The sequence below is a fragment of the Vibrio sp. L3-7 genome (genome assembly GCF_963898195.1).
In the GTDB taxonomy this organism is placed as follows: domain Bacteria; phylum Pseudomonadota; class Gammaproteobacteria; order Enterobacterales; family Vibrionaceae; genus Vibrio; species Vibrio echinoideorum.
Genome location: NZ_CAWQUW010000014.1, coordinates 66,228 through 86,387, shown reverse-complemented (window position 1 = coordinate 86,387; position 20,160 = coordinate 66,228). Strand labels below are relative to the sequence as shown.

Annotated in this window: 16 protein-coding genes and 5 pseudogenes; 9 read left to right on the top strand and 12 right to left on the bottom strand. The window is 39.0% G+C overall.

Going from position 1 to position 20,160, the window contains the following annotated elements; genetic code table 11:
* Positions 1–213 (top strand): annotated as a pseudogene (locus tag AACW75_RS12585) (IS5/IS1182 family transposase); the annotation flags it as partial.
* A gap of 164 nt (positions 214–377) precedes the next feature.
* Here the strand turns inward: AACW75_RS12585 and AACW75_RS12580 are convergent.
* Complete coding sequence (locus AACW75_RS12580; RefSeq protein WP_237297830.1) at positions 378–653, bottom strand: hypothetical protein; 276 nt, start codon at positions 651–653, stop codon at positions 378–380.
* Between the two features lie 215 nt (positions 654–868).
* On the opposite strand from AACW75_RS12580, the gene AACW75_RS12575 reads away from it, so the two are divergent.
* The 4 genes from AACW75_RS12575 (at position 869) to AACW75_RS12560 (ending at position 3,849) form a co-directional block, all read left to right on the top strand.
* Entirely contained in the window at positions 869–1,099 is a 231-nt protein-coding gene (locus AACW75_RS12575; RefSeq protein ID WP_237297829.1) for a hypothetical protein, read from the top strand.
* 251 nt (positions 1,100–1,350) lie between these two features.
* Complete coding sequence (locus tag AACW75_RS12570) at positions 1,351–1,641, top strand: hypothetical protein (RefSeq protein WP_017101255.1); 291 nt, start codon at positions 1,351–1,353, stop codon at positions 1,639–1,641.
* On the top strand, positions 1,638–2,492 hold the full coding sequence (locus AACW75_RS12565) for an EamA family transporter (RefSeq protein WP_237297828.1): 855 nt from the start codon (positions 1,638–1,640) through the stop codon (positions 2,490–2,492). Before AACW75_RS12570 ends, AACW75_RS12565 begins: the two co-directional genes overlap by 4 nt.
* A gap of 409 nt (positions 2,493–2,901) precedes the next feature.
* Positions 2,902–3,849 carry an Rpn family recombination-promoting nuclease/putative transposase gene (locus AACW75_RS12560; protein ID WP_102579817.1) on the top strand — a complete coding sequence of 316 codons (948 nt, stop codon included), beginning with the start codon at positions 2,902–2,904 and terminating at the stop codon, positions 3,847–3,849.
* Between the two features lie 135 nt (positions 3,850–3,984).
* On the opposite strand, the gene AACW75_RS12555 is transcribed toward AACW75_RS12560, so the two are convergent.
* The gene (locus AACW75_RS12555; protein ID WP_017103703.1) at positions 3,985–4,620 is read right to left on the bottom strand and encodes a recombinase family protein; all 636 of its coding nucleotides are present in this window, start codon (positions 4,618–4,620) and stop codon (positions 3,985–3,987) included.
* A 175-nt stretch (positions 4,621–4,795) separates the two neighbouring features.
* Here AACW75_RS12555 and AACW75_RS12550 point away from each other — a divergent pair, with 175 nt between their 5' ends.
* The gene (locus AACW75_RS12550; protein WP_016800084.1) at positions 4,796–5,053 is read left to right on the top strand and encodes a hypothetical protein; all 258 of its coding nucleotides are present in this window, start codon (positions 4,796–4,798) and stop codon (positions 5,051–5,053) included.
* Between the two features lie 285 nt (positions 5,054–5,338).
* On the opposite strand, the gene AACW75_RS12545 is transcribed toward AACW75_RS12550, so the two are convergent.
* The 3 genes and pseudogenes from AACW75_RS12545 to AACW75_RS12535 all read right to left on the bottom strand — a co-directional run bounded on the left by AACW75_RS12545 (position 5,339) and on the right by AACW75_RS12535 (position 6,808).
* A complete protein-coding gene (locus tag AACW75_RS12545; protein WP_016800083.1) occupies positions 5,339–5,548 on the bottom strand; it encodes a hypothetical protein in 210 nt (69 codons plus the stop codon).
* Positions 5,549–5,861: 313 nt separating this feature from the next.
* Positions 5,862–6,074 carry a transcription antiterminator/RNA stability regulator CspE gene (cspE, locus tag AACW75_RS12540; RefSeq protein WP_102258025.1) on the bottom strand — a complete coding sequence of 71 codons (213 nt, stop codon included), beginning with the start codon at positions 6,072–6,074 and terminating at the stop codon, positions 5,862–5,864.
* Positions 6,075–6,361: 287 nt separating this feature from the next.
* Positions 6,362–6,808, bottom strand: a pseudogene (locus AACW75_RS12535) (recombinase family protein).
* A gap of 210 nt (positions 6,809–7,018) precedes the next feature.
* Here AACW75_RS12535 and AACW75_RS12530 point away from each other — a divergent pair.
* Together AACW75_RS12530 and AACW75_RS12525 are read left to right on the top strand one after the other, a co-directional pair.
* Positions 7,019–7,279, top strand: a complete 261-nt coding sequence (locus AACW75_RS12530) for a type II toxin-antitoxin system Phd/YefM family antitoxin (RefSeq protein WP_237297827.1) — start codon at positions 7,019–7,021, stop codon at positions 7,277–7,279.
* Positions 7,279–7,572, top strand: a pseudogene (locus AACW75_RS12525) (type II toxin-antitoxin system RelE/ParE family toxin). The gene AACW75_RS12530 and the pseudogene AACW75_RS12525 overlap by 1 nt, the downstream one beginning before the upstream one ends.
* A 45-nt stretch (positions 7,573–7,617) precedes the next feature.
* On the opposite strand, the pseudogene AACW75_RS12520 reads toward AACW75_RS12525, so the two are convergent.
* The 4 genes and pseudogenes from AACW75_RS12520 to AACW75_RS12505 all read right to left on the bottom strand — a co-directional run.
* Positions 7,618–7,959: pseudogene (locus AACW75_RS12520) on the bottom strand (recombinase family protein); the annotation flags it as partial.
* A 568-nt stretch (positions 7,960–8,527) separates the two neighbouring features.
* Entirely contained in the window at positions 8,528–9,796 is a 1,269-nt protein-coding gene (locus AACW75_RS12515; RefSeq protein WP_016800081.1) for an RHS repeat-associated core domain-containing protein, read from the bottom strand.
* 34 nt (positions 9,797–9,830) lie between these two features.
* Complete coding sequence (locus AACW75_RS12510) at positions 9,831–13,673, bottom strand: RHS repeat protein (RefSeq protein ID WP_017101797.1); 3,843 nt, start codon at positions 13,671–13,673, stop codon at positions 9,831–9,833.
* A gap of 15 nt (positions 13,674–13,688) precedes the next feature.
* Positions 13,689–14,750, bottom strand: a complete 1,062-nt coding sequence (locus tag AACW75_RS12505) for a hypothetical protein (protein WP_048660705.1) — start codon at positions 14,748–14,750, stop codon at positions 13,689–13,691.
* 248 nt (positions 14,751–14,998) lie between these two features.
* Between AACW75_RS12505 and AACW75_RS12500 the strand changes: the two genes are divergently transcribed.
* The gene (locus AACW75_RS12500) at positions 14,999–15,919 is read left to right on the top strand and encodes an IS5 family transposase (RefSeq protein ID WP_237297826.1); all 921 of its coding nucleotides are present in this window, start codon (positions 14,999–15,001) and stop codon (positions 15,917–15,919) included.
* 465 nt (positions 15,920–16,384) lie between these two features.
* Here the strand turns inward: AACW75_RS12500 and AACW75_RS26575 are convergent.
* The 3 genes and pseudogenes from AACW75_RS26575 to AACW75_RS12490 all read right to left on the bottom strand — a co-directional run.
* A pseudogene (locus tag AACW75_RS26575) lies at positions 16,385–16,500 on the bottom strand (ISAs1 family transposase); the annotation flags it as partial.
* A 246-nt stretch (positions 16,501–16,746) separates the two neighbouring features.
* A complete protein-coding gene (locus AACW75_RS12495; RefSeq protein ID WP_017103568.1) occupies positions 16,747–17,481 on the bottom strand; it encodes a hypothetical protein in 735 nt (244 codons plus the stop codon).
* A gap of 406 nt (positions 17,482–17,887) precedes the next feature.
* The gene (locus tag AACW75_RS12490; RefSeq protein WP_237297825.1) at positions 17,888–19,942 is read right to left on the bottom strand and encodes a hypothetical protein; all 2,055 of its coding nucleotides are present in this window, start codon (positions 19,940–19,942) and stop codon (positions 17,888–17,890) included.
* Positions 19,943–20,160: the final 218 nt, after the last annotated feature.

The following is a 20,160-nucleotide window of genomic DNA, read 5'->3' as shown; positions in this document are numbered from 1 at the left end:
AAGTTATACGGCTCAAATAAGTATTGGAAAGAGCGGTATGGATACCACAAACGTTCACTCTCAGAAACGGCGATGTATCGAGTTAAACAGTTACTAGGAGGACGATTGAGCTTAATAAATTATAATGCACAGGTGGGTGAAACTTACGCGATGATAAAAGCGTTGAACAAGCTTACTGGATTAGGTATGCCTGAAACTTGTCGTATTGACTAAGAAATACGCGAAATGGGGCTGCTCTGTCTCTAAACTGAATTACGCAACAAAGCCATTCACCGAAGCAAATGATTCACGAAACTTTTTGGCAGAATTTTTATCTTGTTTAAGCAAGAAAATATTCCTCTCAATTACTTCAAAAAATTCGGAACTACTTTTATGTCTCAGAAAATTAACTCTGCTATGAGCAGACCTACTACTTGTAATTTGTTGCTCAAAGCTATCAACGAAGTATTTGCCGCTTTAAGACTTTTTCCCCATTCGAGCGTCATACTTTTAAGCGTCAAATATTTCGTTGGTAGATTATATTTTTTGTGTTCTCTGATAGCGGTTTCCACTAACATCTTTGTCTGATTGTCACTCAACTCCAACTCATTCAAGTTAAAAGAACCATAGTGCATTATTAACTTATCTCCCTCTTGTAGGATTGCTAATGCCAAAGGTGTCCTCAATTGAGGCCAAATTTTACCCATAGATAAGTAACTATAGAATAAGTACCTCGATACCATCATAATTTCACCGAAAACATAAAATCACTTACGGTAAACTAAACCACTAATATCGATTGAATTAATAATTAACTGATAATTTATTAATTTAAAATCGATATATACCCTAGAATCACAGGTCAAAAATCATCAGGCATATATAAGATATGGATAACTATAATGACCCTTGGGATAAAATACGCTGGCATAATGAAGAACACTTCTCTATTGATGAAGTTGGATTTAATTTGGTTTCTTGGGGAAGTCCCAAAAAGAAAACTACGGAAAATAATTTCGTTCTAGTTAAAGATCCTTCATTCGCCAAATCAATGGCACGAATCTGTGCACCTTTGACTCCAAAGAACATTATTGATGTTTGGGTTATATCACGGTGCTAGTCTCGTTTTACTCGATAAGATTTTCACCCTTGACTCCATCATAGGCATAGACGAACGCCAAGAACACCCAGCCTTAAGTCAATACCGAAAGGGATCTTCAGCACACTCGGTAATAGAGCCTTATTGTGGAGTAAAGCAAGATCATACAGACAAGCTCATTCAAATATTAGAATCACACTTCCCCAAAAAAAAATGTAGACCTAATTATTGATGATTGCAGCCATTTATATGAACCAACAAAAGCCGCCTTTTTGACATCATTCCCTTATCTAAAATCAGGTGGGATATACATCATAGAAGATTGGGGATGGGCGCATTGGCCGGGTGAGTTCCAAAAGAAAGAGTTTTTCCCCGGAACTCCTTTAAGTAAATTGGTTTTCGAATTACTCATGCTTCAAAGCGTCATTCCAAATGTCATAGCTAAAATTGAAACTGATTATAATCACGTTGCTATTACTAAAGGAGAAGAGAGTAGCCCCAATAACCGAAAACTATTTGAACTCATAAAATGCAAGACCTCGATTCACATTGAGAAACAATGATAAGTTCATACTCCATACTAGCTATAGCTATTATTTTAAGTTCATTAGACAAATGGATTTCACGAGTCTTTCTTAAGAAAAATCCTTTATGTAATGAATATTTAATAGCCTATCAAATTACATGCAGTTTACTGGCTGCTCTGTTTGTTATCTTCGAAATCGAACAAATCCCTACAAAATTCGACAATACAAGCGAACTTTGGGAGCTGTTGCTTTTAAGTATATTCAGTGTTTTCTCATGGCTTGGGTTTGCATACTCGACCTTTAGGGCTCGTACTTCAATTGAATTAGGCGTTGTCTCGATAATCTCTAAAACAAAGATCATTTGGAGTGCTCTGTTCGGAGTTAGCTTTTTAAATGAGAAACTTACTTTCCTTCAAATAATGGGCGTTATGTTCATACTTATCGCTTCACTGCTCATCAGCAAAAGTAACAAAATAGATATTCTTTTTTCAAACAATCTACACGCGTGGCTCGCGCCAATCTTTCTCACTCTAGCCATTGGTTTTGATAAAGTACTTACGTTGTACTTACCTACTAGCGTTATCCTTTTTATCGGTTTTTCTGGAACCGCTTTTTTTACGCCTCTACTATTTAAAGTTCATTATAGGTTAATCAAAAAAGTTCTATTTAACGCCGTAATAACAGCCACTTGCGGAACAGCAAGCTACTATTTTCTCTTAAAAGTGCTTAACACTAGCGCTTTTAGTTTAGTCATGGTTTTATTCCAAGGAGCCTTCATCCTCGATATTCTTTTTGGTTACTTCTTTTTAAAAGAGCGCACGAACCTTAAAACGAAAATAGTCTCTTGTTTACTCGCTACCCTTGGTATTTTGACTTTGGCTTTATAACGTACACTTATTTACAGAACTCCAAGTGTGACTCCCCAAAACACAAACTTCACCAAAAAACCTAATCTTAAAATTTGATGATTTTAAAACATCCCCGAGCGATACATGTTAGTCAATTAACCATTGTTGTTACAGCGTTTATAGCATATAAATCTCGCTGTAGAAAAAGGCCTAATTGAGAGGGGCTTTCTACTACAAACCTAATCGATTAATAGAGTTTTGTTAGAAAGCCTACTTAATGTTAGGCGTGGCTAACTATTGTTGCACTCTGCTCTCATTTTACACTCCCCCGTCAACCTCCCTTGGGAATCACATTAAATAATCTAAATTGATACGTGAGCAGAAATTAAGCTAGCGCAGAATCCCTATCGTGATACTGATTTAACTCATTTGGTGTTAGGATAATAAAATGAAAAAGACCACGCCAACCCCACATGATGCCCTCTTTAAGCAGTTTCTCACTCATCCAGAAACCGCTAAGGACTTATTGGACATTCACCTGCCTGCTGAGCTGCGTGAAATCTGTGATTTGACGACCCTAAAACTCGAATCAGGCAGCTTTATTGAAGAAAGTTTACGGCCTTACTATTCGGATGTCCTTTATTCTCTTACAACGTCTCAGGGGGAAGGTTACGTCTACGCGTTAATCGAGCACCAGAGTCGACCAGATAAACACATGGCATTCAGACTAATGCGTTACGCTATCGCCGCCATGCAGCAACATATTGAAGCTGGCCATGAGCGTTTACCTCTGGTGATCCCGTTGCAGTTTTACCATGGTAAGGTCTCGCCCTACCCGTATGAGATGAATTGGTTAAAAGGGTTCGTTAACCCTCTTATAGCTAAAGCGCTCTATACTCAAGATTTTCCATTAGTCGATGTCACGGTCATCTCCGATGATGAGATAATGCAGCATCGCCGCATCGCATTGCTTGAGCTTGTCCAAAAGCACGCAAGGCATCGGGATATCATGGATTTCTTTGAGCCTCTGGTCACATTGCTCTTAACCGATTACACTACAGATAAGCAAGTACAGTCATTGATGAGCTACTTACTCCAAGTGGGTGAAACGAACAACCTAGAGGCGTTAATTACGTCACTAGCCTCATCAGTACCGAAACACGAGGACACACTTATGACTATTGCAGAACAATTGCGCCAACAAGGCGAGCAACGTGGCCGCCAAGAAGGACGTCAAGAAGGACGTCAAGAAGGACGCCAAGAAGGACGCCAAGAAGGACGCCAAGAAGCCCTCAAGGAGATGGCGCGCAAGATGATGCTTAATGGTCTAGATCAGGAAGCCATTATGGATGTCACAGGATTGAATAAAGACGAACTAGCACAACTTTCTCATTAGCCGAGAAAGTATAAAGCCTTGCTAGTTTAAGGGCGAGGCTCCTGCTTTACGAAGACAACCCTCACGAATAGCGCTATCACTTCGCTTTCTGCTATAAAATTGCTCGATTCCGGCCCAACATGATGTGAGACATGCCTAGCTCTCGTTACGCTCAACTCTCATTCTTTTGACGACACGAACGACCGTTCGTGGTGACACTCCCACAAACTTAGCTGTTTCATTGATGCTCATCTCCTTAAGAACTCGAAGTTTGTAGATTTGTTCGTGCAACTCTAAATCGGGCCTTCTTCCTCGATACTTGCCCATTGTCTTAGCTTTATCTATGCCTTCCTTTTGGCGTCGACGTCGATCTTCGTAATCTTTACGAGAAATCGCCGCGAGCATATCCATCATCATGTTATTGATCGCTTTAATCATCGAATTCGTGAACTCATCGGATATTTCAGGAGCCATGGCGATGTGACTAGTTGGTAAATCCAAGCTAATGACTTTCAATTCCTTCTCGTACAGCATTTCTTTCAATTTAGACCAACTAGATTCATTTAGACGAGAGAGTCGATCAATCTGCTCAATCATGATCAAATCCCCTTTTTTAGCATCACTTAATAATTGCAGTAATTTAGGTCTTTGCAACGAAGCGCCAGATTCTTGCTCAACATACCAAGCAGCAATACGAAGTCCTTTTTGTTCAACAAATTCTGATAAGGTCTTTTTTGCTCTTTCTGCATCTTGTTCGATAGTTGATGCTCTTAAGTATCCAAATATGTACATAATTTTGATTAAGTGACTTTTAGGTTATGATCTAAATAGGTATGTCATTTATATTATGACATTTAATGGTTAGGTGCAATTTTCAACTAGTGACAATAAGGTATACCCAAACAACATACCCTCCTTCTCAAATTTAAAGTTTAATCATTGCTACAAGGAATAATAAAAATATGAAATGAGAAATCAAAGACTCAGCCAAATCCAAAAAGAGATATTAAGTTGTTTGGCAAAGGGATTCGTGAAGGGAGTCAAAGAAGGTAAGTCTACGGTGGTCAACCATGCTATTAACCAACTTCTTAGGAGAGAGGTCCCTCCAAACAACTTCCGCGTATCTTGTGAAATTATTGAGGAGCGAGGGCTAATCAGGCGCAAGAAAGTAAATTTAGATTGGTATATTAACATTACGCCCGAAGTATTTGATAAAGCACTTTAAGGGCTAGGGTTTATAAATAGAGGTGCATATAGAGTCATTTACACCACAATTTCCGCCTCCGCTGAAATATGAAGAAGCGCATCTTGCTGTATTACAATGAAATCAGGGGGCGATTACGAGCCGAGGAATGCATGTCGACCGATTTCCTAACAAGCCGCTTTACCAAAGTAGTCAATAGCCTACGGAGCAAGATATCAAGCACACAATCAACAAAGAGTTAGGGTTCAGTCGGACAACTGTGTAATCAATTATTAGTAAGCTTAATTACAAGCCTGTGCTTTAGATTTAAGCCAAAATACTAAAATCACCAAGTACACAATCATGTTGATCAGTAATGCTGCCTGTTAAAGTCGTTTCGCAGTATGAAAATTTAATATTCATATCATCCACGTTTCCGCTCACTAACACGTGGCGCCTTAAAACATCACCATTAAGTTGGTGAATAATCCCACCCCAAGAGAGATTATCTTTAAATAAATTAAATGTGATCTTCATACTATTCCTATTTATTATTTATCGTTTTTTTCTTTTGTTGTTGAAACCAAAAAAGTTTACGGCCTGTTGTTCGAGACATGGTTGATCCTTATTTATTTTCGTTAGATATAACGAAGCTAGCAGTCTTTTAGAGATACTACTATTGAGATATATTAATAATTTTATTTATAAAAACGAAGTAAATAAGAAACGTAACGACAAATACAAAAAGTATTGGGAGAATATTGGATATTTTCGTGGGGAGTTATAAATAAGTACTCTAAGATGGGGGAAGTGACGCAAGCGGTATCTCCGCTCGCGCCTACTTAAAATCTTATGCAGCTACAACGTTTGCAGCTTGAAGACCTTTTTGGCCTTGCTCTACTTCGAAAGACACTTGTTGGCCTTCTTTAAGAGTCTTGAAACCTTCAGATGCGATAGCACGGAAGTGAACGAATACGTCAGCACCGCCGTTGTCTTGAGTTAGAAAACCAAAACCTTTCTCTTCGTTAAACCATTTTACTACGCCATTTGTTTTGTTAGACATATTGTGTCCCTTATATAAGATAAAAATTAATCGCAAAATGCGATGCGCTGAGAGCTGGAATTATTTAATGTATCTATGAAGCTAAGGGAAACACTGAGGAAAACAACAATAACGAGGAATTCTGAGGGTTTTACTTTTACAACTTGATGTTTCATTTAATAACTCTGAACAACAGAGCGATAACATTATTATCCATTATCTCGTTTTTGTAAAGGTTTAATTTGAAGTTAACATATATCTTCCTGCTGCCCTGCAAAATACGATTTTTTACAAATTCACCTACACTTTTATCCCGAGACCTTATAAACAGTCGTCCGACTACACCCTAACTCTTTACTGAGCGCAGTTTATTCATGCCTTGGTTTGCAATCTCTTGAATGAGTTGGTGAGCGTCTTAGAGGTGCCTCCCTTCTGAGCGCGCGCTCTGCCCACATCACTGTTAATATCCAAATCGCCCAAGTAATGAAAGACCAAACCGGCTTTCTTTCTCGCTAGCTGCTCAGCAATTTGCAAAGCATCAATGGTATTACGATCAAAATACGGTCGACTTTAGTAACGTGAATAACATCCCCTTCCCTCGCAAAGTCCAGCAACAGGTTAAGCAGTTCTCTCTCTGGGGATTCCCCCCCTCGCTTGCTCTTGGTGAATTTTTCATAACCTATAGCTTTAACCTGTTCAAGTTGAACGTCGAGCGTTTGGTCTTGAATACTGACACGGACATAGCCAATTTTCATGAAATGAACCCTAAAGTGAACATTAAGATAGTTTTAATTAAGTGTACATATACATTTAAAAGACTAACTGGACAGTTCTGAGAGGGGTAACAAGTCGTATCCACTAAATTACACCTTTATGGACACGCCATTGGATTAACCGTATAACTAAAATCATACAAATCAGTTAAAGCGTTAGATTCGTTTATAATGAACGAAAAGGAGAATATTATGCAATCACTTACTACTAATACAGCTAAAACTAAATTTGGCGATTTACTAATGAAGGCTCAACGTGAACCCGTACAAATCAATAAGAACGGTTCACCGGTTGCGGTGATGATGTCTTGTGAAGAATATGAGCAACTTGAAGCCCTGAAATTGATGGTGGTGAAATCGCGCTTCGAACAAGCAGAGGCCGATTTTCTATCAGATAACCTAGTCGACGGTGACGATTTCATGAATGCACTTGACCAAGGTAAATTTGATTAATGACGCAATATAAGCTTTCTTATGCAGCGCAGTCTGATCTCATTGATATTCGTCGCTATACATTAGAGCGATGGGGGCAAACACAATGGACCACTTACTTTTCAGAACTAAAGTAATCAATGGAATTACTGGCTAGCAATAAGTTGATCGGCATAGAAGTTTCAGAGTTGGGCCAAGACTACTTCCGCTTTCCTTCGAAGCACCATGTGATTTACTACATTCGAAAACAAGAGCTCCTCATTATTGCAGCCGTTTTTGGTAAGCACATGTCTCCCGCCAAACACTTTTCATAACTCTCTTAACCCTTAGCTTCATATAGTCACGCAGCGTACTCGGCGCTTCACCCTCTCGGCTTGGCCCTTCAGTCTTCCGAGAATCATTCCGTTTTTCTTTCTGGCGGCGAGCGCTTCCTTCGTTCTCAGCGAGATCAACTCACGCTCGATTTCTGCCGCAATTCCTAGCACCTTAGCGGTGATATGAGATTGCCTCGAGCCATATAACTGTAAGTTTTCCTTTGCAATATAGACATTAATTTTCTTTTTCATGCACACTTCGAGTACCTCTAGTACTTGTAACGTTGAACGTGCAATTCGACTGACTTCAGCAAACACAATGCAATCTCCGCTCGTCATCCCCTCTACTAACACACCTAACTTAAGTGGTCGCCATTTTATCTTGCCTATCAAGCCAAAGTGGGCAGCCAAGCACACCGATTTTAAGCATCATCCCCAACGACTCGCCCCTCGAGTTAGAGTTACTCCTACCAGCCCGTTCTGCTGGTTTTGTTCAACAAGGTGATACCGAGCCTAGGTTGCTCATTGCGAATGCGACAGCGATCGGGTTGCAACCTTCAATGTTAAAAGTGTCATATGCCAGTGAGATAAGCACTTCTAATACTAATGAAGGCCCAGACAAGAAGAGTGTTACATTATCGCTTGAGCGTGAATTCCCCCTCGATGATAAAGAACCAATAACCGGACGCTCTCACTCGCTGCTGCTTCAAGCTCAGTTGCAATGCCGGCATCCACCTGTAGTAATCCGCTACAATAATGAAATAAACAACCAAACTGGGAGAATATTATGTTTCCATTTGAACTAAAAGTTAGCCATAGGACGGGACTCGGCAAAAGGCCAGACAGAAGTTTTTTACTTTTACCCAAATTTGGCAACAACCCCTATCCCCACCAACTTACCTCTAGATTTTTTGTAAAAAAGCACATTAGTTAAAAATTACTGTCATTCTAACTATCATAACCAAGACGGATTCCTACCATAAATGACGAGTTTATTCAGGTTACCAGCCGCGGTATTGAAGCTATTGGTCACCCTGGCTAATGCAGGGGCTTGAGGTCTGAACACTCTCCCTGAAGTTGCGGGTAGGTTGCGGACGTAGTTACCTGGCCAAGCAACCACTCTAGTATTTAGATGATTGGCTAAAGCCTGCCCTTGAGAAAACATGCTTCCTCCGGTCGCCCCGAAACAGGTTTGCAAATTAAACCTCTGAACGCTTCGCGCGCCCTCTGGTAGATACTCCGCAAGCCGTCCAGCTGTTTTAAAACCATCTGGCGTCATGGTTAACCCAATCCCCCCATGGCTGTAGACATAATCGTCGGCGCTCCTGTAGATAGCTGCTGTTCTTTGATAACCTGGTGAGCGCTGCCTTGTTATGGTCGTGAGATCTTCAAGAGGGGACCAATGTCTTAACTCAACCATCTCCATCGCTTGGCGTCGTGTAGCCATCAATGCTCTTCTGCTACGAGCCACCCCGATCCCTCTTCCTGCCCCAAACGTTACAAGGCCTATTACCGCCCCAATTCCCGCATTTAAAGCGGCATCTTTGGCACTTGAGCCAGTCGCCAATTCAAGACCAAAGCTAACTGCACTTGACACAGAAGCATCAGCAATCGCGAGGCCCACTTGTACACTGGTTTTTGCTCCCGTTGCTGCCGCGCCAAATCCTCCTGAGATAAAGCCAAGTGCGGCCCCAATCCCAACTTGTTCCCATTCAAAATGCGTATCCGTCACTATCGCACGAATTCCTTCTGCAGTTGCGGAGATGCCCGCCCCTAGAATTGCCCCTACAATCGCCCCTATAATTAAACTGGATATCGCAAACTTTCCGCTGGGATCACGCAAATTCACAGGATCGCCAAAACAATAGCTATAGGAGTTACTCCCTCCCTCTCCAAAAGGACTCAACACATCTGCAGAATGGAAGCGAGTCAAACCTGAACTATAAATCCGAAAACCATTGCCTAAATGATATAGCCCTGAACCAATGTCGCTAATCTCACGTTCGCCATTAAAACCTAACCGACTCTGAGAAAATTTAACAGGCACAATTAACCCTGAAGATTCAAATTTTGATTTAAAGGCTTCGCCAGCTAAGAGAAATCTTGGAGTAAAGTAAATAAACGGGGATAAAGCAGCCAATGAGGTGGAATACTTGATAAAAGTTCTTTTTGATAGATCTATATATCTTTGATTAACACCGGATGAACCATAATTCTTATTCATGATAAACATTTCCTCTATAAATCACGCCTTCACCTCAACCTTGTCCATAGGGGGTGTACATTTTGTATTCTGTCGAAATAGTATCATCGCCATGGTGTGAGGTTAGAGTAGCGATAGCACTATGTTGGGCGTTTCCTAGTAAGTATTGATGTTCAGCAAGATGCACCGAGGTATCATAATTTGAAGGGCTGATATTAAACTTGAGGTACGAAGAAATAGTACGGTCCGTCCATAAACCACCCACGTTATGGTAACAAGTGTGCCATCCATCGTATAATTCGTTGACTATCTGGTCACCTTGATAATAAAGCTCCATCTTGGGTTCGTCTTGCCCAATTTGCGCCACTACACGCCCTTGAGCGTCGTATTCGAATTGATAAGACTTGTTGTTAATAGGCAGAGAAGTTGAATTCAATTGACCAAGAGCGTCATAATGATAAAGCGCCCCCCGCTCATCTTTAGTTATGTTTCCTGATGTGTCATAAGTTAAGTTAGCCGATTCAGAGTAGCTAATGTGGGTATTAGAGATTGACGTAAGACGCACCACGTCATCAGTATCATAAGTATATGTACAAATATTGTCGGTACCGTCTGAAAAAAACGTGATAAGTTTGGTTATATTGCCGTACAAGTCATAACTATATTGCTGTCGAATGATTTTGTTGCCAAATGTATCTTTGGGGTGTTCAAAGCCATCACACTGATAATCAACTAGTCGATGGAAATCATCGTATGACATTTTTTCAACCGTTGTTTTGTTGTCTCTTTCGAGTGTCTTTAGGCTGATTTGAAGTTCATCGTTATAAACTTGTTGCAAAGAAAACTGTAATTGAGAGTTTAGATGAACACTTCTTTTCGTTTCTAGTCCGACATCGTTTAATTCTAGTTTAATTTGAAGGTGATCATTTCCCCTATAAGTATCACATCCGACCAAGCGACTATAGTGATCATAATTTAAAGTGCTGAATGTATGGACACTCTCATTATTCGAATCTTGCTTAATATATTCGATATAAAACATTCTTCCGTAGCGGTCATAGCTGTATCTAACGACGTTACCAAAATAATCGTGCTTAAAATCCAGCCTGCCTGAAAGGTGATATTGTTCAAAGCTAAAAAGTCTAACAGACGTATTGGGGAAAAACGCCATCTCCTCTCTCGTCATCCCATCTTTAAAGTACACATAAGCACTGATGAGATTTTTATTCTCTGCACGTACTAGATGACCAGATTTTGCGTCGTAGTGATAGGTGACATTCAACGCTTCGTTGCCTGAAACATTATAGGCCGTGGCTTTCTTCAAATACTTATTGTACGTTATCTCGAGTTCATTACCATCCGCCATAACAACCCTCGTGGGAATTGGAGAAGCCCCGCTAAAAGACTGTTTTTCAGTTCCAGAACTCGACACTTCAGATACCATGCGAGATAGCCCGTCATACACCCTAATCCCAATGGTTTTATTATTAACACTGGTTTCAACAGGCAAAAGATCATGGCTGTAACGGACGTATTTTTTTGATATTTCAAGCGTTTCACCATCGTAGATTTGACGTGTTGAAACAACTCGGTCTGCGGTATCATAGGTGTATTCAACAGTATGACTTTTCTGGTCTGTGCTCGACACCAAGTTGCCTAAGGCATCATAAGTATTCTGGAAAAACGCTAACCGTTTCCCATGACTGTTGAGCAGCTCCTTTGTTAATAAGTTACCCATTAAATCAAAAGAACGAATTTCTGAAAGCAAACCTTGTATCGAATAGTTTATAGTCATCTTGACGGGGTTTTGCTTGATGACTTCTATCCTTCCCTCTGGGTGGGTGATTTTACTAAGGTTGCCTCTGGCATCGTATTCGTAGTTAGTTACCATTGAAGAACTGGTCGAAAAGTTATCAAATTCTTGCTGCTCAATCAATTGACCCAGGCTGTTATAGCTGAGTTCACTCAACACGATGAGTTGACCATTAAGATCACTTCGTTTTGTCTTAATGACCTTGCCTGCATTGTTGTAGTCTTCGACGCTTTGGATACCGGTAGGCTCTATGCTCTTCAATTGATTGAGCCCATCACCAACACGATAGACATACTTCACTACCGCTTCATAATCCGTCCCTTCCGCCTTTATCTCTCGAGTCCGCCTACCAAGAAGATCGTATCGACAACTTGAGATAACTCCTTCACTATCGACCCACTGAACGGCTTCACCACTCTTTAAATCATGCTTGACTTGGGTGGTAACGACTAAATTATCATGTGTTGTTAGTGCGCTTGTAATTTCAACATCTTGGTCGGTATAACGGTACGACAAGTCCTTTCGTGAAACAAAATCATTGATAAAAGTAGAGGTTTTTTGTAATTGACCATGAGTAAGCTCTTCAACATTGTTAAAGTAAACATAATCTACACGACTCAGAGAGCTCTCTTCATGTTTAAGGACGACAAAGTTGCCTCCTCCGATGCGGGGTAAGGATTGGTAGGTGAAGACACTTTTCCTCTCTTGTTCATGACTAGTAATAGAGGAAGCTGGCTGGAAAGTTTCTTCCTGCAGGAAGGCAACAAACCCATTAGGCTCTGGAGGGCATGCTTGACCCTCTCCTGAAGAGGTGTAATAGACTCGCTTCGTTTGATCACCATTTATCTCTCGAATTAAGGTTTGATTCCCATAATCATCGTACTGATACTTATGGACAAACGTTCTAGAATCAGAATCTTCATAGTGAGTTTCATGTTTTTCCTTCAGAAATGAGTAATTGGCTGGTTGATGCTCAATACTGGTATTTATCTCCGCGTAATAAACGTACTCTTCTTTTCTGTAAAGAACCTCATTGTGGCGATATTCTATAGATTTTTGTAAATGATATTTATTATAAGACCGTGTTATGGATTGCGTGCTATTTATTTTCTCGACACTACTATACTCATAGTCACTCCTAGATTTGAATAGAGTATCTTCTCCATTGACGAACGCGGCTTCACTAGCAAAACCGAGATAGTTTTTATCTGAATAAGTATAGTTTGTTACTCGGTCAGGTTGATTATTCCCAGCGACAAATCGATGCATAGTCACATAAGGGACTTTACTGACCGGCCCACCGCTCGGAAAGCTGTGCCCTTCATTTTGGTAAGTGAGGATTTCTTTCAGGCCACTGGGATGAGAAAAGACTGTCAGGAGATCATAGTTAATATTACTCAGGTATTCGTACTCAAAAGTGATATTCGACTCGTCATCAGGTAAATGAAGCGTTGTTAATCTTTTATAAATACCATTGCTTTCTTTATCAACAACCAGTGTTTGATAGGTTTCTCCACCTACAACCTGTGTGACCGTTGTTTTTAAGTCTTCAGACCAATAATCTATCCGTAATTCTCTTCCTGAGCCATCCGTTATTTTCCACAATTTGCTAGTTTGGTCACTCTCTCTATAGTGGAATGTTGTTTCCAAGCCTTGGATGGAGGTGATCTTTTTCAAGGCTCCCGTTTCATAGTCTATCGATTCTACAATCCCACTTTTATAGATAACATTAATTTCATTATTACTGAGAGAATAGAGTAACTTAATATCTTTAATTTTTCTGTATGGGAGTTTATATTCATTAGTCTGATGATTATAAATCGCTTTATAATTTTGGCCTGAGCTCAGGTAAATAATACTATCTTCTTTTTCAAAACGACTGAAAGAAAGAAGCCAGCCTCTCCCAAACCCTTCATCTCGAACACTTTCGGCACGATAGTTTAATACCAAGGAAATGGGAGAACCTACGGTTTTATGTGATAGAAAATCAGCGAGCCTTATTGAACATATATAAGCCCCAGTCCTAGGATCGACACCTGAATTATTAATAATTGAGAAGTTATGTGCATTCGATAAAAAAGACATTTTATTAATCACCTATTAATTATGTTCACTATGTATTCTTCTTAAATAGTACCCTTCCTCGAAATAATCATTGTAGCTAGTTCTTGAAAAACTAAAGTATCCTCTATTGCCAAATTTATCTTCGAAATACACTATTTTTCCATCAGGACTAATACTTTGGTTCCAGTCATAGGGAGGAAATGCTTTAGAGATGTTAGCAGAGTTGCTGCTGTAAATACCGCGCCCAAATGAGCTGACGAATATAATGGCCTCATCTGTATTGAGATCGCCATAGACAACCCGGTCTTTCCAGCCAGTGTCATAGGTAGTTGAAAATGGTATGTTGATATGGCCAGCATCTGTATCATATATCCAGTATAAGGCGGAAGAGGACTGGCTGTTGCTATAAGTCCCCAGCAACCTATGGTGGTCATTATTTAATCTCAGCCCCCCTTCTTGCCAAACTTTCTGGAGCGTAAAATTGTTAGGCTTATACTTCTTGAGATGAAGAATGGCCCCATCACTCCATCCGCTATTGCTTGTTTCGTAGGTAAAATCTGAACTGGTAAAGGTTCTTGGGGTCAACAATTCGACGATGGCAGAAGATTTGTTTGTGGTTCCATTACAAGTATTTTGGGTAAGAGATTCACCAGTGATATTATTGGTGGCCGTCGCTTGGACACACAGATGATAAACATCTGCACGGTTACCTGAAACAAACTTAGAAACACTCCTATAGCCTTCTCTTCGTCTGTTTCGGTTACTTCCATCCTCAAGCCTGATATCTAATACATACCCGCTGTGAGAATCTGAGACGGAGAGCGAGTCAATCGTTTCCGCCGTATAGAGTTTTTTGAGACTTACATTGTCAAACGTGTAATTAGATTTCAACTGATAATAAATTTCAATTTCGGCCTGCATTCTATTATTGGCGTATATTTTAGAATTTGGCGATAAATTCACATAGGTGCCTTCAAGATAAAGCCTCGAAAAAGGTTCCTCTCTAGGTCCAGTGGAAGAGCAAAAAGCGCTATTAATATTAAATAAAAAAGCGAGTAAACATAGTTTTTTAAATGAATTTGTTTTTAGAAATTTCATATATTATATCCCATATTTTATCACAATGATAAAATATATATTTAATCTTTATTTTTATAATAATTAATTTATAATTTATAATGAAAAATTTAGAAAAGCGCAGTAATAATGTATATACAGAAGAGAGTTTTAACGAATCCCGCCCTCTGGCCAACTTTGAGTTCAAATGGGCTTTGTTGCGTAATTCAATGGAACTAAATCAAGAACCTACGATCTGATCAGCTACCTCCACACTCTCTCGTAGTCCTATGCCTAAGCCTCGTTACAAAACAACCAACTGGAAGCAATACAACCGATCACTCATTAACCGTGGTTCTCTGACTTTTTGGATTGATGAAGAAGCAATAAGCGGATGGGCGCAAAGCAAACAGAATAAGCGTGGTAGGCCGCGTCGGTTCAGTGATTTAGCTATCACGACAGCACTCATGGTCAAACGAGTTTTTTCTATGCCATTGAGAGCGCTGCAAGGATTTATCGACTCGATATTTAGGTTAGCCCATGTACCGTTAAGTTGTCCGCATTACACCTGCATCAGTCGTAGAGCCAAGCAAGTTGAGGTTTCATTTAAGACTAAAACGAGAGGAGCGATACAGCACCTAGCCATTGATGCTACTGGCCTTAAGGTTTATGGCGAAGGTGAATGGAAAGTCAAAAAACATGGGACGGATGGCAAGCGTAGAGTCTGGCGAAAGCTGCATATTGCAGTCGATACCAACACTCATGAGAACATTGCCGCCGAGCTAAGTTTATCGACGGTTACAGATGGAGAAGTCCTCCCTAACTTATTGAAACAAACACGCCGAAGTATCCTTAAGGTGTCTGGTGATGGCGCTTACGACACGAGAGCATGTCACGCTGCTATTGAGATTAAGGGAGCTATTGCGCTTATTCCCCCAAGAGAAGGGGCTGCCTTCTGGGAACGTGGTCATCCTCGAAATCTCGCCGTGGGTAGCCAGAAGTTATACGGCTCAAATAAGTATTGGAAAGAGCGGTATGGATACCACAGACGTTCACTCTCAGAAACAGCGATGTATCGAGTTAAACAGTTACTAAGAGGACGATTGAGCTTAAGAAATTACAATGCGCAGGTGGGTGAGACTTACGCGATGATAAAAGCGTTGAACAAGCTTACTGGGTTAGGTATGCCTAAAGCTTGTCGTATTAACTAAGAAACACACGAAACGAAGTAGCTCTATCTCTAAATTTAATTACGCAACAAAGCCTATCCTCGCCCTAAAAGCGGGCGAGGATTTACGGAGAAATTGCTAACTGGAAATTGAGAACCTCAAAATTATCCTATAAAATTTATTCCTAACGAAGCCGCAAATTCCACCTGCTTCCAGCTCGATCTAAATCACGATCATTTTTAATCCGACCTGGGCGACTTGCCCCTCCCTCCTCTCCTCGACCACCTACAACCATAGCTAACATTTCTAATTCTTCTTGCGATAATAAAGGATGATTGTCAAATATAACTCGTTTCATTATTAAACCCCTAATTTTATTACTAATAATCTTAAAATTAAACAAAAGAAATTAATTTTAAATTATGATTACATTTAAAAAATTAGTTAATAAGTTAATAAGTTAATAAATTAATGTAAATTATATTAAAAAAGAATAACCTTGAATTCTAATTTCAGCACCGAGCCTACTGCATAAATACAACGTTGCTCATCTTCTTTGAAAATAACGTCTAACGCCCAGGACTCTGGCTCTCAATGTGCCAAAGTTTTCTTGTCGCTCTTGAGCGGCTTTGTTGAAGCGCTCATTTAATCGCCAATTTTTGAGTTGAGAGCCTTTTCCTATATTCTTATCATACCTTGATGTATTCACTCTCATAATCATACCTTACAAACACAATCAATCCAGGCGTCAACACTTCAAAAAAACACACCTACCGACAAACCAATTATATTGCGTGACCGAGGGCGGATTGATATCTGATTATCAGGCGACATTATGGATAATTGGCAGAGTGAGCAACGCACTTAAACTAAAAGCAGTTAGGTGTTGAAAAACCCATCCTTCGATAATTAGTCTCAAGAACATCCGAGATCATAAAAGCAGTAACCTTCTTTATTTCACCTCCGCCTTTCTTTAAATCTCGAATTATCTCCCTACCATTTTCAACACTCGCTCTTTTAACCGCTCCCGGTCTATTAAGCCTAGTGTTAACAATGTTATCGGGGTCTGACATCACTTGAGATATGCTTCTTTTTTCTAATGCAGTCCAGTCCTTAACCTCACTAATCACTACATTTTCACCTTTATATGAAGTTGAAAAGTATAATTTATTAGAATCTATTACATCTGAGCCCAAGGTATCAGAGGCACTTTCTAAAAAATCGTCATTGAACTGCAAAGCCTCTGTTACGCTACTTTTAGTACTTTCATTTGGAAATGGTATTTTACCTTCCTCAATATCAGCCAAAATATTTTTGTTCTTTTCAAGCATACTTTTTACATTCTCATATAGCTTTTTCCTAGCTTCTGAATGTTCCAAGGGTTTATCTAAAACTAACTTTTCAGTAGAGAAACCGACTTTTGAAAGCCTTGCCTCCCCATTTTGAATTATTATTTTCGGCCTGATCGAGTCTAATTCACTTGGATTTATTTTAGTTACATCAATTTCAAGACTCCCAGACATCGAGCTAAATGAAATTGCAGAGAGTAGCAATATCAAAAATGTATTTATAATATATTTAATTTTATATTTTCTTCCCATCATGATTCACCTCTTCAAGGAGTAATTGGTCTATGGTAATCCGGGGAAAGGAGAAGCCAACCCATTGTAATTCCCCTCAATAACATCAGAAACTACAAAAGCGGATATTCACCTAACGTTCGGATTATTTGACTTAAAATCTCTCACCACACTTCTATCTGTTTAGCACTGCACCTTTAAGAACCACATTAGTATTTACAATGTTGTCTGGATAACATGACGCAAGAGAAATACGCTTGCTCTTAACCTTAGGTCGCTCGAACGTTAGACATCAAAATGGATTATCCTTTGATTTAATTAAACTAGTGCCTCTTCCTATAGTCTTGATTTTTAGTTAATCAACTCAAAAAAATCATTTTTAAAACTTTATCTAAGATACTTTTTCCCTGCTCCCATCACAATATTCGACCTAATTGGCGTGATGCAGACGCATGGGTGGTCCTGTTTGAGAAACAGGAACCCATAAATTGATAGTGTCATCAAGGTACCTAATTATTTTATTATTATCTTCATCTAAAAAAGGAGTTGAGTTAAACGCTAGCCAATCAAAGTTTCCACTTGAATATTTATGTACTTCTTGAGAAGAGTAATTTACGAGTTTACTGTTTTTATTTAGCGCAACCAGGTCGTCACGTAAATCGCTCAAGATTACAGCAGCGGCTTCATTTTCCCAATCACTTAACTTTTGTAGTTTCTTCACGTAATTATCGATTAATGCGCCCACAACGTTAAAGTAACTATTTTGAATAGAGCTAGTCATTTGAGCATAATCAATGAATCGTAATGATGTCTCATAGTTATCACCACCTTGTAGACTCATTAATGAAACAGCATCATTTAATGCAACATCTACCTTTTTCTTTAGGCTTCCATCAGCCACATGTTTATCGATTTTCTCAATAAGCGAATTTAATTTTTCTTGACTGATTGGCTTTAATGAAATTTCTGATTTATCTACTAATTTAGTATTAACCAGGTCTTTAGCTGCATGATAAGAACTCATAATTTTGTTTTTAAGGGTGGAATGTTCCTCTCCAATTTTCGAATATGCATCATTAATTAATTTTGTAAACTTGGTCTCATCAGTCACATCGACGCCTTGGCTAATTAGTGACTTTGTTATGGCAAAAACAAATGGAGCAACATCAATTTTGGATTTAATATCATTCATGACAGAGCCTTGAATTATTGAGCTTTCAATTGGCATAAATATCGATATAAAAATAAGAAAACCTTCTTCAATCTTTACCTCTGAATAATCAAGGTTTTTCAAAATATGATGCCCAAAATATAACCAAGAATAGTATTTTTTTAGAACATCATTATATGGGGCTATCATTGACTCCTGAAGACTATGGATAAATTTTGTATCTGTAAGCATATCTTTGAATTCAACAACAAGATGATCGCTATTGTCATATATTACATCTACTGTCCTCTCTAAAACTGGGAAAAATACATCATTCAACCAACGCATATTTGGTATTGCAACATTTTTTATCGATTTTGAAAATCGGATGCTGTTTGTGCCTTCATATGATGGATGGAAATTTGCATTATTTAATTGGACATGTCCGAAACTGCTTATGTATTTCTTCCCTGTCAATGAGGTTGAATACCAGTATTTTAAATTTTCCTTTAATCCGATTAGGTGGCTAATAGTTACTGGTAATTCACTTGAAACGAATTGCGTGGTTATTGGGGTGGATACTGTGTTATCTTTGAAATATTTATCTACTCTATTAGAGTAATTATCATTAATCAATCTATATGCTAATTTGTGGAAACTGTTTTTATATAATTCAACTGTTAATTCTCCAAAATTTTTATATTCATAATTATAAATCTCATCATTATCACCTCGGATTATTTTTTTAAGCTTTAGTAGTGATGCGTCTGTTTTATCAATTGCTTTTGAGTAGACACCCATCAAAGTGCGATCGGACTCTTCCATCTTGTTGATGACCCCAGCCATTTTTATATCACCATAAATTGCAATCCCTTCAGCGATGAGAACACCTATAACTGGGTTTATAGCTTCCGCAATTGACTCGGAGAAGATTGAGCCGATAACTTCCCCTGCAATTTCCGGGGCTATGTAGGAGCCCAAAAGAACGGCACCACCAGTGATTTCATCAGCATTTTTATTTTCTATGCCGTCAAGCAATTCTAATCCACCACTTACAACGGCAATAGCTCCACCAATTTTCTCTGCCAACTCCATTGCTCCGGTTTCAAATTCTGGTATAACCTCACCAATTTCTTCATTAGTAATCTTTTGGCCAATGGAAGTTTCTTTTTCTGATATCGGTGAGATGTCCTCTTGAAAATCATCAACCTCTTTTTCAAGAGTTGTAGTTTTACATGCTTCCCCCTCATCCAAAAGAAAATAGAAAGAGTTAGCACTATTGGCAAATAATACCGCTCCGATTGATAGTCCAATAGTGCTTATTTTAAACTTCATTGTCCATTCCCCCGCCTAAAATATGATTTTTTGAAAAATTTGATGGAATTAAAAAATTGGTAAAACTGACAATAGACTATTTCAATCAATCAATAAGAACATTTAAATAATTTATGTTTTATTTATATTGAAAAGTTATCATCTTTACTAATTCAAGGAAAAAGCATGAGCCACACCAAGAGTTTTTGACTCTGAGTTAAGTGAGAAAGAGCTTGCGG

Bases quoted from the DNA above. Each gene is read 5' to 3' on its own strand.
- AACW75_RS12575 (WP_237297829.1), top strand. From the start codon at position 869: ATGGATAACTATAATGACCCTTGGGATAAAATACGCTGGCATAATGAA.
- AACW75_RS12565 (WP_237297828.1), top strand. From the start codon at position 1,638: ATGATAAGTTCATACTCCATACTAGCTATAGCTATTATTTTAAGTTCA.
- AACW75_RS12560 (WP_102579817.1), top strand. From the start codon at position 2,902: ATGAAAAAGACCACGCCAACCCCACATGATGCCCTCTTTAAGCAGTTT.
- AACW75_RS12555 (WP_017103703.1), bottom strand. From the start codon at position 4,620: ATGTACATATTTGGATACTTAAGAGCATCAACTATCGAACAAGATGCA.
- AACW75_RS12550 (WP_016800084.1), top strand. From the start codon at position 4,796: ATGAGAAATCAAAGACTCAGCCAAATCCAAAAAGAGATATTAAGTTGT.
- AACW75_RS12545 (WP_016800083.1), bottom strand. From the start codon at position 5,548: ATGAAGATCACATTTAATTTATTTAAAGATAATCTCTCTTGGGGTGGG.
- cspE (WP_102258025.1), bottom strand. From the start codon at position 6,074: ATGTCTAACAAAACAAATGGCGTAGTAAAATGGTTTAACGAAGAGAAA.
- AACW75_RS12530 (WP_237297827.1), top strand. From the start codon at position 7,019: ATGCAATCACTTACTACTAATACAGCTAAAACTAAATTTGGCGATTTA.
- AACW75_RS12515 (WP_016800081.1), bottom strand. From the start codon at position 9,796: ATGAATAAGAATTATGGTTCATCCGGTGTTAATCAAAGATATATAGAT.
- AACW75_RS12510 (WP_017101797.1), bottom strand. From the start codon at position 13,673: ATGTCTTTTTTATCGAATGCACATAACTTCTCAATTATTAATAATTCA.
- AACW75_RS12505 (WP_048660705.1), bottom strand. From the start codon at position 14,750: ATGAAATTTCTAAAAACAAATTCATTTAAAAAACTATGTTTACTCGCT.
- AACW75_RS12500 (WP_237297826.1), top strand. From the start codon at position 14,999: ATGCCTAAGCCTCGTTACAAAACAACCAACTGGAAGCAATACAACCGA.
- AACW75_RS12495 (WP_017103568.1), bottom strand. From the start codon at position 17,481: ATGATGGGAAGAAAATATAAAATTAAATATATTATAAATACATTTTTG.
- AACW75_RS12490 (WP_237297825.1), bottom strand. From the start codon at position 19,942: ATGAAGTTTAAAATAAGCACTATTGGACTATCAATCGGAGCGGTATTA.